The 12221-nt window shown below is 66.7% G+C and carries 13 protein-coding genes and 3 pseudogenes; 7 read left to right on the plus strand and 9 right to left on the minus strand.

What is annotated here, in order from left to right:
- Positions 1-363 precede the first annotated feature (363 nt).
- Both FPJ27_RS27705 and FPJ27_RS36945 read right to left on the minus strand, forming a co-directional pair.
- Positions 364-1239, minus strand: a complete 876-nt coding sequence (locus FPJ27_RS27705) for a lipid A biosynthesis lauroyl acyltransferase (RefSeq protein WP_072441393.1) — start codon at positions 1237-1239, stop codon at positions 364-366.
- Positions 1236-1747: pseudogene (locus FPJ27_RS36945) on the minus strand (phospholipid methyltransferase); the annotation flags it as partial. The pseudogene FPJ27_RS36945 and the gene FPJ27_RS27705, both read right to left, overlap by 4 nt.
- 238 nt (positions 1748-1985) lie before the next feature.
- Between FPJ27_RS36945 and FPJ27_RS27715 the strand changes: the two are divergent.
- The 5 genes from FPJ27_RS27715 (at position 1986) to FPJ27_RS27735 (ending at position 4458) form a co-directional block, all read left to right on the plus strand.
- On the plus strand, positions 1986-2459 hold the full coding sequence (locus tag FPJ27_RS27715; protein WP_204423370.1) for a universal stress protein: 474 nt from the start codon (positions 1986-1988) through the stop codon (positions 2457-2459).
- Between the two features lie 49 nt (positions 2460-2508).
- Positions 2509-2784, plus strand: a complete 276-nt coding sequence (locus FPJ27_RS27720) for a DUF1488 domain-containing protein (protein ID WP_072441130.1) — start codon at positions 2509-2511, stop codon at positions 2782-2784.
- 182 nt (positions 2785-2966) lie between these two features.
- Positions 2967-3401 (plus strand): Hsp20/alpha crystallin family protein, encoded by a 435-nt coding sequence (locus FPJ27_RS27725; protein WP_072441132.1) that lies wholly within the window; start codon positions 2967-2969, stop codon positions 3399-3401.
- Between the two features lie 111 nt (positions 3402-3512).
- Positions 3513-4163 carry a BON domain-containing protein gene (locus FPJ27_RS27730; RefSeq protein WP_072441396.1) on the plus strand — a complete coding sequence of 217 codons (651 nt, stop codon included), beginning with the start codon at positions 3513-3515 and terminating at the stop codon, positions 4161-4163.
- A 55-nt stretch (positions 4164-4218) separates the two neighbouring features.
- Positions 4219-4458: a hypothetical protein gene (locus tag FPJ27_RS27735; RefSeq protein WP_072441134.1), complete on the plus strand. Its 240-nt coding sequence runs from the start codon at positions 4219-4221 to the stop codon at positions 4456-4458.
- Positions 4459-4544: 86 nt separating this feature from the next.
- On the opposite strand, the gene FPJ27_RS27740 is transcribed toward FPJ27_RS27735, so the two are convergent.
- The 5 genes and pseudogenes from FPJ27_RS27740 to FPJ27_RS27755 all read right to left on the minus strand — a co-directional run bounded on the left by FPJ27_RS27740 (position 4545) and on the right by FPJ27_RS27755 (position 9191).
- Positions 4545-6293: a SulP family inorganic anion transporter gene (locus FPJ27_RS27740; RefSeq protein WP_204426363.1), complete on the minus strand. Its 1749-nt coding sequence runs from the start codon at positions 6291-6293 to the stop codon at positions 4545-4547.
- Between the two features lie 186 nt (positions 6294-6479).
- Positions 6480-6716: a hypothetical protein gene (locus FPJ27_RS36635; RefSeq protein WP_239483323.1), complete on the minus strand. Its 237-nt coding sequence runs from the start codon at positions 6714-6716 to the stop codon at positions 6480-6482.
- A gap of 151 nt (positions 6717-6867) precedes the next feature.
- Positions 6868-7677 (minus strand): annotated as a pseudogene (locus tag FPJ27_RS27745) (TIGR00730 family Rossman fold protein); the annotation flags it as partial.
- Between the two features lie 135 nt (positions 7678-7812).
- A complete protein-coding gene (locus FPJ27_RS27750) occupies positions 7813-8148 on the minus strand; it encodes a c-type cytochrome (protein WP_204423372.1) in 336 nt (111 codons plus the stop codon).
- 41 nt (positions 8149-8189) lie between these two features.
- Positions 8190-9191: a nitroreductase family protein gene (locus FPJ27_RS27755; RefSeq protein ID WP_204423373.1), complete on the minus strand. Its 1002-nt coding sequence runs from the start codon at positions 9189-9191 to the stop codon at positions 8190-8192.
- 176 nt (positions 9192-9367) lie between these two features.
- Here FPJ27_RS27755 and FPJ27_RS27760 point away from each other — a divergent pair, with 176 nt between their 5' ends.
- Positions 9368-10357 (plus strand): zinc-dependent alcohol dehydrogenase family protein, encoded by a 990-nt coding sequence (locus FPJ27_RS27760; protein ID WP_204423374.1) that lies wholly within the window; start codon positions 9368-9370, stop codon positions 10355-10357.
- A gap of 34 nt (positions 10358-10391) precedes the next feature.
- On the opposite strand, the gene fnr is transcribed toward FPJ27_RS27760, so the two are convergent.
- Both fnr and FPJ27_RS27770 read right to left on the minus strand, forming a co-directional pair.
- Positions 10392-11165, minus strand: coding sequence for a fumarate/nitrate reduction transcriptional regulator Fnr (gene fnr / locus FPJ27_RS27765; protein ID WP_204423375.1), 774 nt, complete (start codon positions 11163-11165; stop codon positions 10392-10394).
- A gap of 302 nt (positions 11166-11467) precedes the next feature.
- Positions 11468-11575, minus strand: a pseudogene (locus FPJ27_RS27770) (DNA-binding response regulator); the annotation flags it as partial.
- Positions 11576-11713: 138 nt separating this feature from the next.
- Here FPJ27_RS27770 and FPJ27_RS27775 point away from each other — a divergent pair.
- Complete coding sequence (locus FPJ27_RS27775) at positions 11714-12172, plus strand: universal stress protein (protein ID WP_204423376.1); 459 nt, start codon at positions 11714-11716, stop codon at positions 12170-12172.
- The last annotated feature ends 49 nt before the right edge of the window (positions 12173-12221 follow it).

A 12221-nucleotide genomic window follows, 5' to 3' on the forward strand; every position in this document is an offset into this window, starting at 1 on the left:
ACGGACAGCAGGGGTACTGGCAGTAGTGGTAGTTGCCGGGTGCGTGCTCGGCACGCCGTCGAAGATCGACCGCGGTGTCGCGGATGCGGCCCCGTCGTTTCCTCGCGCGCGCATTTCGCAAGCCGACGTCATGAAGGCATCGCGTTTCGGATCGCCACGGTGGTCGTGCCGCAGGCGATCAACAGCGCTGCATCGATCGGCAGGCCTCGGCGCTGGTCGGCAAGGACAGCGGGGCATGGCAGCCGCTGCCGGATTTACCGCCCCGGTCGTAGGGCAGAGAGAAGTCGGCTCGTCATGGCACGACAAATATCATTCAAATTCGCATCTGTGCGTCAGCGCCGGGTTCTGCCGCTCATGCAGCCGTCAATAGACGCCTGGCTCGCCTGCCGGGCGATGCTTGAACCGTCGGTGCACCCAGTAGTACTGCTCGGGAAATCGAAGGATCTGCTCCTCGAGAAAGGAATTCATCGTGCGCGCATCGAACGACTCGCTGCCGGTCGGATAGCTGTCGAGCGGCTCGAAGATGGTCAGCTTGTAGCCGCGGAATTCCGGCAGCACTTCGGTCACGAACGGTACGACCCGCGCGCCGCTCAGCTTCGCCAGACGCGATACCGACGTCAACGTGCAGGCCTGCACGCCGAACAGCGGCGCAAACACCGAACCCGTCGTGCCGTGATCCATGTCCGCGGCGAGCATCACCGGGGTGCCCGCGCGAAGTAGTCTGACGAGGTGTTTCGCGCTCGCACTGCGTTCGATCATCTCGGCGCCGAAGCGCCCGCGCTGACGTTTGGCGAGGTCGCACACGCGACGGTTCGACATGCGCGTATAGAGCGCCGCCACGGGCAGCGACGACGAATAGAGCATGCAGCCCACCTCGATGCCGACGAAGTGAAATCCCATGAAGATCGTCGGCGGCGCATCCGGATCGTGGAGATCGATGCGGCTGTCCATCTCGACCAGGCGATTGAGCGACCGCGCGTTGCCGAACCACTGGAATCCGCGCTCCAGGTAGCTCCGGACGACATGTTCGAAATGGGCACGCGCGAGCACGTCGCGCTCCTCGTCGGTCTTCAGCGGAAAGCAGAGTTGCAGGTTGACATGCACCACGTGCTTGCGTCGGCTCGGTATCCGGTAGAGCGCAGCGCCGATGCCGCTGCCGGTTCTCGCGACCAGCGAGTACGGAAGAATGGACAGGAACCGTAGGAGGCCGAACAGCAGCCAATACCCGAGAGCGTTCATGATGATGATGGACTTCCGTCTGATGACTGCCCGGCGCCGCTCGAGTCGAGTGATGGGGTACGGGGAAATCGGGTTGTGTCGAGACCGTGCAGGGCAGTTGCTTGCGCGACCGCCTCCGACGGCGGCCGCGCGCCAGCGCCGATGATGGCCGACCGCTTCGATCCGACGTTCGAAGCGATACATGATGGCGGGCGGAAAGTTCATCCACGCGATGCCGAGCCGGACGGCGCGGATGCGCATGGCCTCCAGATAGCGCGCCGGGTTCGGGCAGCGCGGCACATACGTGAATCGATGGAACGCGCCACCGGCAGCCAGGTGGCGCGCGAAGGCGCAGGGAACGATCGCGGCGGCCGGTTCGACCGGCATCGCGACGATGTGGCAATCCGCTCACGATAACACGTGCGTGCTCCCCGCCGAAGAAGTCGCCCGTCATGCCGGGTCGGGCCGCATCCATCCGCATGATCCGCAACGCGGGAAACCGATGCCGAAGGGCGTTCGCGAAAGCGGGCCGGTTCCTCCTGAAACTCACGGCCTTCCTCGCCGGCTATCGCCAATCTGCCTTCATCAAGGCCGATCCCCGCAGGGTGCCGCATCTCGTTTGGTAGCCCTGCATCGTTTCGCGAACCTCGATCCATTTTGTCGGTTTTCGCACCATTGATTTCGGTCAACGTCCGATCCCGTCGCGCGCCGATGATGGAGGCAAGTCCAAACGTCGCATGTACGCCAGTCCATCCCGCGAGGTCCGTATGTACACGAATATCATGGTCGCCGTAGACGGTAGTGCTTCGTCTAGACAAGCCCTCGACGAAGGCCTGAAGATGGCCCGCCTGCATCGGGCCCGTCTGTTTGCCGTTTTCGTCGTCGACAAATCCATTCTGCTCAGCTACGCCGGACGACTCGATCCGAATGCATTGATCGAGGAGGTCAGACACGACGGCGTAGCGGTGCTGCGGGACGCCGAGCGGACGATCGCGCACGCCGGAGTGAACGGCGATACGGAAATCGCCGAAACGGAGCTCGGTCAGGATGTTGCGGAACGCCTGCAGCACTATGTCGCCGAACATGCGATCGATCTGGCCGTACTCGGCACGCATGGCCGGCGCGGCATCCGGCGCGCGATGCTCGGCAGTGTCGCGGAACGCTTCCTGCGCACGTCGAGTTGCCCGGTACTGCTCGTGCGCGGCGACGACGCGACGCGTGCAGCCGTTGCGGCCGCATAGCGCAACTGCGCAAGCGCCGGTCGGTGCGCCATCCCGTCAGGAGAGCGTCATGGAAATCTCGTTTCCCGTCGAATCACCGTCATATTCCGGGCAGGAGCCTGCGCTGGCCTTTCCGGCACTGGTAGAAGGCCGGCGCGTGCAATGCGCGATCACGGCCGCGGCACTGGAAGATCATTTCCTCGCCGCGTCGCCTCGGGAGCCGGATCTCGTGGCCGCGTTCTCGTGCAATCGTCCCGCCATCGAAAGCGCGGCACGCCGCATGCTCGAGGAACTCGGCGGCCGGCCGATCCTGCTCCACAGCGGATTTTTCCGGTTCTGCACGTAACCGGCTCGCGCCGTTGACGCGTATCAAGCCGCAGCCGGCCCGCCCGTCTACGCTGGATTCCTGACGGGACGGTTCGTTCCCCGCGCGACAGGCGTATGCCGCAGCGACGCGTCCCGCATTCCGGTCCGGCACCGTCAGGACGAACGCGCCGGGTCGATTCAACCGTTCGAGGAGTACATATCATGAGCAACCTGACTCGCTACGATCCGTTTTCGATCGATCCCGTCTCCGACCTGTTTCAGGGGCTGTTCAGGCCGTTGCGAGGCATGACGCTGACGGACGAACCCGATCTCGCGTCGATGAAGATCGACGTCACGGAAAGCGATAATGCCTACAAGGTCAACGCGGAATTGCCCGGCGTCGCGAAGGACGACATCGACGTCCAGGTGACGGGCCGGACCGTATCGATCAACGCAAAGATCGAACGCAACAACGAGCAGAAGGAAGGCGAGCGCGTGATCCGGCGCGAGCGCTACAGCGGCACGATCAGTCGCTCATTCTCGCTGCCCGGCGAAATCGACGACGCGAACGCGACGGCAGCGTATCAGGACGGCGTGCTGTCGCTGACGCTGCCGAAGAAGACGCCGGCCGGACAGAAGAAGCTGACGATCGGGTGATCCGGCGGCACGAGATATCCGTTGACCTGCATCAGCGATCCGGCGCCGCGCGTGTGCAAATCTGGCTGCATGCGGCGGACAGGCGCGCCGCGGCTCACAGGAGTGCACGCGATGAAAACCGACAAGCAATTGAAGCAGGACGTTCAGGATGAACTGGAGTCGGACCCGGCGATCGACGCGACCCGCATCGGTGTCGAGGTGGCCGACCGGATCGTGACGATTTCGGGTCACCCGCCAAGCTACGCGGAGAAACTGGCGATCGAGCGCGCGGCGAACCGCGTGGCCGGCGTCAAGGCACTCGTCGTCGACATGACCGTGCATCTGCCTGACGACGACGTCCGCACCGACGAGGACATCGCCAACGCCGTGCGGTCGGTCCTGCACTGGACGGTCGGTCTGAACGACGATGCGGTCAAGGTGCAGGTCGAGCACGGCTGGATCACGCTGTCCGGCACGGTCGACTGGGCATACCAGAGCCATGCGGCCGTGCGCGCGATCTCGCAGATGCGCAGCGTGACCGGCGTGACCAACCACATCAGCGTGCAGGGGGCGATCGGATCGGCCGACATCGGCAGCAACATCAAGCGCGCGATCATGCGTCACGCGGAGCGCGAGGCGAAGCACATCGCGATCGAGGTGCGCGACGGCACCGTGCGGCTCTCCGGCAAGGTCGGCTCGTTCTCCGAGCGCAAGGCCGTGCGCGGTGCCGCGTGGTCCGCACGAGGCGTGCGTGCCGTCGTCGACGACCTGGTCGTCGAGTGAACCCGGCCAGCGGCGGCCGGATGCGCCGTCCGCGTGGATGATGGAGGGAAGTCAGATGACAGTGTCAGGCGAGGTACATGACGCGGACTGGTCGGTGGCGATCGAGACGATCGCCGCCGAAACGGGCGGCTATCATTGCAGGATCCATGTGACGCTCACGTCGCCGGATGGCGCATGCGAACACACGTTCGCGCATAACAGGGCCCATGCCACCGAGCGCGAGGCCGCGGTCGAAGGGCTGCGAGCCGGGATGACGTGGGTCGAGATGAGGAAATCGAACACGTTCACGGTCTGAATCGCCGGCCGTCGCGGACGTGTCGCATCGACGATGATTTCCCGGGTCACGCAAGGCGACACGCGCCATCGCACGCATTCGTGTGACTACTCGTCCGCCGGATCTCGTGCGGAACCCGGTGACGACGGACGCGCGACGTGTTCGCCTTGCCGCTGGACATGATGCGCGACCGCGTCGGTCACGGTCGGAAAGAAGCTGGCTGATCCGAATACGTCGAACAAGCCGTAAGCGCGCAGGCGATCCTTCACCGGGCCCTTCATTTCCGCGAAATTCAGCGCGATGCCTTGCTCGCCGAGTTCCTCGCGAAGCGCCACGAGCCGGTCCGCCGCGCTGACATCGATATCGGTGACGGGTTCTGCCGCGACGACGACTCGATCGACCGGGCCCGTCGCTTGCGTGAGCGCAGCGTGCAGATGCTCGCAGAAAATCTCGACATTGGCATAGAAGAGCGGGGCATCCCAGCGGAACAGCACGAGCCCGGGTGTTTGCACGGCGTCCGGATGTCGCGCAATGTCGTGATAACCGCGAACGCCCGCCAGCCGGCCAAGCACCGCATCGTACGGATGCCAGGCCCGCCAGACGAACGACAGCAGCGACAGCGCGCTCGCAAGCAGGACACCCGGTACGACACCCATGCCGACGACGCCCGCAAGGCACAGCACCGAAATCAGGCATTCGCCGCGGCGCATTCGATACAGTCGTACCACGCCGCGGACGTCGGCGATGCCGAACGCGGCGTAAATCACCACGGCAGCCAGCGCCGCACGCGGGACGAGCGTCAGCAGCGCCGGCGCGACAATGAGCAGCAACACGATGCAGGCCGCCGCGACGAGATTCGTGACCTGGCTTTGCGCGCCCGCGGCAATCGCGACGGGCGTGCGGGACGCGCTGCTGCTGACCGCGCAGCCCTGCATCACGCCAGCCAGCAGATTGGCCGCCCCCAATGCGACCAGTTCCTGGTTGCGGTCCGGCGTGTCGCCTGCACGAGCGGAAAGGGCGCGCGACAACATGCTGATGTCGGCGAACGACACCAGTGCCACGGCGACCGCGCCGGACGCAAGCGCGGTCACGTCGGCGAGCGACACGGCCGGAAGATGGGGCATGGGCGCGCCGGCGGGCAACGCGCCGACCGTCGCGACCCCGTGCAACGGCAATACGCGTGCGGCCAGGGTCGCCGCCAGCACGGCGATCAATACGCCGGGCCAACGCGGCGTCACGCGTTTCATGGCCGCAATCGCCGCCAGAACGCCCACGCCCAGCACGCACGCATCGATGGAAAACCGGCGCTCGACGAGCGCCCGCACGATATGCGACAGGCTGGAGAACACGTCGTTGCCCGGCACGGACATGCCGAACAGCTCCGGCAGCCTGCCGACTGCAAGGGCGATGGCGATGCCGTTCAGGTAACCGTACTGGATCGGGCGCGACAGCAGATCGGTGACGAACCCGAGGCGGAGCGTACCGAGCAGGATGCAGATCGTTCCGGCCGATAGTGCCAGCGCGCCGGACAGCGCGACGGCCCGCTGCGGATCATGGTCGGCGAGCGGCGCGATGGCCGCTGCGATCAACGCGGCCAGCGCGGAATCCGGGCCCAGGACGAGGATCCGGCTCGGTCCGAGCACCGCATAGGCGAGCAACGCGGCGATCGATGCGTAGAGCCCGGTGACGGCGGGCAGGCCGGCCGCCTGCGCGTAGCTCATGCCGACCGGAACCAGCACCGCGGAGAGCGCCAAGCCCGCATACAGGTCGCGCGAGAGCCACGCACGCCGGTAGTTCGCGAGCAGAGCGATTCCCGGGAGCATGCGTGCGATGCGTCCGGAAAGAGGCCGGTTCATCGCGGTTTCGTCACGGAAAAGCCGGGGCGACTGACATGGCTTGCTCCGGCAAGCGTGCATTCGACGGGATGCCGTCGGACCGTAACAGGCGCGAGAAACGCAAGAGCGGGAAGCGCCATTGCGCCGGATGACGGGAGCGCGGCCGCCTGACCGGATACCGGCGGCGCGACACGACGGCGCTCGACATCACGCAGCCTGGAGCGCCGAAAGCTGCAGCGCCTGGGCAAAACGGGCCAGCGAGGCAAGCGATCCCGTCACGCTTTCGTAGCGTTCGCGCCCGATCTGGGCATCGAGCATGACCATCATGCCGGCTTCGCGCGCAAGTGCGAGGAGCGTCTGCGTATCGGGTACCGTGCATCCTTGCGCAGCGGACCTGGAGGTGCCGGTGCGGCCGGCTGCCCGGTTCGAAACAAGACATCGCATGTAGCATGACGGCTCTCCTGGGCGAACGGCCGGGAATCGATGTGCGGTACGACCGGTCGTCGTGCATCCAGTATCGTTTCCGCTCCCGCGGGATTCAATCAGGCAGCCCCGAACCGCGTGTAGGAAACGGGCAGATGAAATCGGCCGATTCCTACATCGCGCGCCGCGGCGGCCGTGATCGCCGCTGCGCATACCAGCAGCCGATTGCGTGCCAGATGTCCTGCGCGGATTCGCAATAGACGAACAAGTCGAGATCGCTGCGATCGATCATCCCGTCATCCGCGAGAAAGGCGAAATCGACGACGCGGCGCCAGTATGCTTCGCCGACGAGTATGACCGGAAGCGGCGCGATCTTCCGGGTCTGCAGGAGCGTCAGCACCTCGAACAACTCGTCGCAGGTGCCGTACCCGCCCGGGAAGAACACGGCGGCTTTCGCGCGTTCGAGCAGATGCAGCTTGCGGATCGCGAAATAGTGAAAGCGAAAGCACAGGGCCGGCGTGAGATAGGGATTGGGCGCCTGTTCGCGCGGAAGTTCGATGTTCAAGCCGATGCTCGGTGCACCGTTTTCGTAGGCGCCTCGATTGGCGGCCTCCATGATGCCCGGGCCGCCGCCGGTGATCACGGCGAGCCTTGCCGTGCGGGTACGCCGGTCGGCACGGCCGACGATGCGCCCGAATTCGCGCGCGACGCGATAGTAGGCACTGTATTTGACCAGACGACTCGCGACCGCGACGGCGCGACGCCGGCGAGCGTCGTGCGGCCGCTCCGCCAGCGCACGGCTCGCTTCGCGCAGCCGCGCATTGGCTTCGGCGGGCGCGACGATGCGCGTGCTGCCGTAGATCACGATCGTGTGGCCGATGCGTTCCTGCTGCAGGCGCTCCTCGGCTTTCCAGTAGTCGAGTTGCAGCCGGATGCCCCGCATGCCGGGGCGCTTCAGGAGCGTCGTGTCTTCATCGGCCTGTATGCAGTTCGCGGTGTCGGCCCGGCGCCGCATCCGCGGCGACAGCGGGCGCGAGGGTCGCGCGCGACGTTGCCGGGCCCTGACAGCGGTCGGTTTGACGGCGCTCATGGTGGAAGGGGGAGCTGACAAGGCCGGTTACTGACTCAGGACCCATTGCACCAGTTGACGGGCGTCGTCACGCGTGAGCGGCCCGCCGCGCTCGGCGGCGGACGGCATCGGCGTATCGCCCCAATGCGCGCGGCCGCCGAGGCGCAGCTTGATTTCGAGTTGCTCCTGGGCGTGCGGCACGCCCCGGTAACGTTCTGCAATCTGGTGGAACGATGGCGCAAGAAACGGCATGTCGGATGTATGGCAAAACATGCAGTGCTGGGCATCGACGAGCGCGGTCGGTTCGGGCACCGCCGTCTGGGCGGCCGCGATGCCGGCCGTCGCGGCGAGCATGCAGGCGGCGAGTAGGCGCGTGACGTTCATGTTTTTTTCCTCGTCAGGACGAAAGCGGGCGCGGCGCGCGATCAGGAAATCACTTCGTCGAGCGGTCGGCGCGGCGAATGCGGCACATGCGGGCCGCGCCCGATGCGCAACAGCAGTTGCGGATGCCCGCGAAGCGCGAGCATGTCGCACAGCTGCGCGCGCAGTCCGGCCGTCTCGATCGGCTGGTTCAGGTACGACGCCGTGTAGCCCGCACGCGTCGCGACGAGCAGCATGCGCTCGAGCGCTTGCCCGGCGGCGAGCCAGGCCTCGCGATCGTCGCGAGCCGTCGCGATGCAGACGATCAGCGGCGACGCACCGACGAGCTGGTGATGCAGCGCGGCCAGGCCGTTGCCGAGATCGAACGTGCGCACCGCGGTCGTCACGAGCGGCGCCGCGAAATCCAGCAGTGCCGGCACGCCGGCCGCGAACGCGGGCATGCCGTCGACGTGCCGGCGCGGATCGATCCAGCTCGCCAGTTCGCGCCGGAACCGCGGGTCGGCGAACTGCTGGCGATCCGCGTCGGCGATCACCTCGGCCACCCGCGCGCGCCGCGCGATCGAGTCGGCACAGGCCACGTCCGCGCCTTCCGCGGCGCCCGCCGCGATCAGCTCGTGCGGGAGCGCGTCCGGAACGGGTTCGGATTCGAACGGGGCGCGCGTCGTGACGCGCTCGGGGATCGCGGCGAACAGCGTACCCAGCTCCGCGTCGGTGTAGCCGTCGTCACACACGCGCACGAGTGCCAGGACGTCGGGATCGACGTCGGACGGGAACGCGCTGATCGTATGCGCGATCCCGGCATGATTGAGCGCGACGCGGAGGTTGAGCAACGCCGCCCCGCAACTGATGATCAGTTCGCGATCATACGGATCGACCACGGGCAGCGCGCGAACCCGGTCCGCGCAGACAGCAATCGTCGTGCCGTCGACGATGAACCGCCACGGCTGGGAATTGTGGCTCGACGGCGCCAGCACCGCGTAGCCCAGCAGCGACCGCAGTCGATCGTCGAGACGGGGGCTTGCAGCAACGGGGGTAACGGATGTCATTCGGCAATCTCCAGGGAGCCGGCCAGCGGCGGAACGCCATTTCATCCTGTCAGCAACCGGCCGGCGGCCGTTGACCCACGTCAAGCCCGCGTCAGCGAGTCGTACGGACACGGTTCCAGGCGCCTACGCTTGGAACAAGCGAAGCGCGCGACGCCGATCGCGCGGGGGAGGCTCATATGCTTGCGATGATGTTCGACGGTACGACACCGGATTTGCGCGAGGCACACGTGCCGGACCCACGGCCCGCGGCGGGCCAGCTGCTGATCGACGTGCACGCATGCGGCGTGTGCCGTACCGATCTCCACGTCGTCGACGGCGATCTCGCGCATCCGAAGCTGCCGCTGATTCCGGGGCATGAAATCGTCGGGACGGTACGCTCGCTGGGCTCAGGCGTGACGGGTTTCGCGGTCGGCGACCGGGTTGGCGTGCCATGGCTCGGCCGGACCTGCGGGCATTGCGCGTATTGCACCGCCGGACGGGAGAATCTGTGCGACAGCCCCGGATTCACCGGCTATACGATCGACGGCGGTTATGCCGAGCGCACCGTTGCGGACCACCGTTATTGCGTGCATCTGCCGCAGCGCTACGCCGACCGGGAGGCCGCACCGCTGCTTTGCGCCGGCCTGATCGGCTACCGTACGTTGCGCATGGCCGGCGACGCACGGCGAATCGGGATCTACGGGTTCGGCGCGGCAGCGCATCTCGTCGCGCAGATCGCACACCATGAAGGACGCCGGGTGTTCGCGCTGACGAAACCCGGCGATACCGCTGCGCAGCGGCTTGCGCTGTCGCTGGGGGCGGCATGGGCAGGCGGCAGCGACGAAGCGCCGCCCGAAACGCTCGACGCCGCGCTGATTTTCGCGCCGGTCGGCGCGTTGGTGCCGGCGGCGCTGCGGGCGGTCGACAAGGGCGGGATCGTCGTGTGCGGCGGCATTCACATGAGCGACATCCCGGCTTTTCCGTACGCGTGGCTGTGGGGCGAGCGCCGAATCGCATCGGTGGCCAACCTGACGCGCGCGGATGCCGTCGCGTTCATGCGGATCGCCGACGCGACGCCGCTGCGGGTCGAAGCAACGCGCTATGCGCTGACCGACGCGAACCGCGCGCTCTCGGACCTGCGCATGGGGCATCTATCGGGCGCCGCCGTACTCGACATGCGCGGCTGAACCGCGCGACGTGCGAGCCGGGAAACCCGCGCGCTCAGATGCGCGCGAGTTCTTCCGAATCGACGATGCGGATCTGCTTGCCCTGCGCCGCGACGAGCCCTTTCTGCTGGAACTTCGACAGCATGCGGCTGACCGTCTCGAGTTTCATGCCGAGATACTCGCCGATCTCGTCGCGGGTCATCCGCAGCACGAACTCCGCGGCCGAGTAGCCGCGCGCCTTGAAACGCGTGGAGAGATTCAGCAGGAACGCGGCCACGCGCTGTTCCGCGCTCATCGTACCGAGCAGCAGCATCAACGCGGACTCGCGGACGATCTCGCCGCTCATCATCTGGTAGACGTGGTGCTGCATCGTCCGTACTTCTCGGCAGATCTGTTCGAGCTGGCCGAACGGAATGATGCAGACGGTGCTGTCCTCGAGCGCGATCGCATCGCCGTTGTGATGGCCGGTGTGCACCCCCTCCAGTCCGAGAGATTCGCCGACGATCTGGAAGCCGGTCACCTGCTCGTCGCCGTCGCGATGCATGACGACGGTCTTGAACGATCCGGTTCTCACCGCATAGATGCTGTTGAATGTATCGCCGGCCCGATACAGGGTGTCGCCGCGCTTGACATGACGCGTCGTGCAGATCATCGCGTCGACCCGCACGAAATCGTCGGGTGTCAGTTCCTGGGGCAGGCAAACGGCGCGCAGCGCGCACGAAGAACAGCGGGACGACGCGCGCTTCGGCTGGTCCGACCGCTCGACGGGGTGCAGCGGAATAAAGGGGCGCGACTGCGGCGGCATCGACACTTCGGCATGGCTCTGCATGATCTGCTCCGGTTTGTTGGGCGGCGGCGAATCGCGTGGGCACGGTCGCGCTGGCCGCTACGGGCGGCGTGAATCTTCGCCGCCTTCATCAAGGACGCGCCGCACCGGGGCGTCGGGACGACGATGCAGTCGAGGCAGGACTGCGCCGCCGCGCCGCTCCGGGAGGCACGCGTGTTTGTTTTTCTTGACGGGAAGTATGGACAGCCGGACGCGCGAATGTAATCAGCGGAAATGGAAGATTAAGTAGGCGTTGAAGAAGGGCTGTAGGGCAATTCCTACAAGCGTGCGGCGTCTTGTCGCGCTCAGGGTTCGTCCGGGTCGTCGAACAGCTTGTGGCGTACGGCGTAACGCACGAGCGCCGCATCGTTCGGCATCTGCATTTTCTCGAGGATGCGCGTCTTGCAGGTGTTCGCCAATCGGCGCGCATGCCCGGGGCCGCCATGTCCGGCGCGAGGCCCGCTTGATCGGTGTCAACGGGCCGGACTGCGGCGGGCCCAGACTGAAGATCCCGATCCGGCCGGAACGGGATGGATAAACCGGGAGGCGCCATGTATGAACGGATCTTCGCCGCGCTCGACGACAGTCGCGGCGCGCGGCTCGCGCTCGACGAGGCGATAACGCTCGCCCGCGCGTCGGGCGGCCTCGTCGTCGCCGTGTGCGTCGTGTCGGATACGCCGCAGCCGACGAATATCGATAGCGGCTATGTCGATCGGATCGACCCGGGCGGAGTAGGGGCAGACCGCGCGGCGACGGCGGTCGCCGATGCCGAGACCGCGTTCCGGCTGTGCGGGGTGCGCGGCACCGCGCAAACGATCGACGCGTGCGGCGAGAACGTGGCGTCGGTGCTGGCGCGCGCGGCCGCCGACTGCGATGCCGACCTGATCGTGATGGGGACGCACGGCCGGCGGGGTGTTCGCAGGGCGTTGCTCGGCAGCGTCGCCGAGTCGCTGCTGCGCACCGCGGACCGGCCCGTGCTGCTGGTCCGCGACGATTCGGGCGCGTCGTGATCCGCCAGGACGACGGGGCGGCCGACGGAGGCCGCCCCGTTCGCGTTCA

Source organism: Burkholderia sp. MS455, assembly GCF_016899445.1.
In the GTDB taxonomy this organism is placed as follows: Bacteria; Pseudomonadota; Gammaproteobacteria; order Burkholderiales; family Burkholderiaceae; genus Burkholderia; species Burkholderia pyrrocinia_C.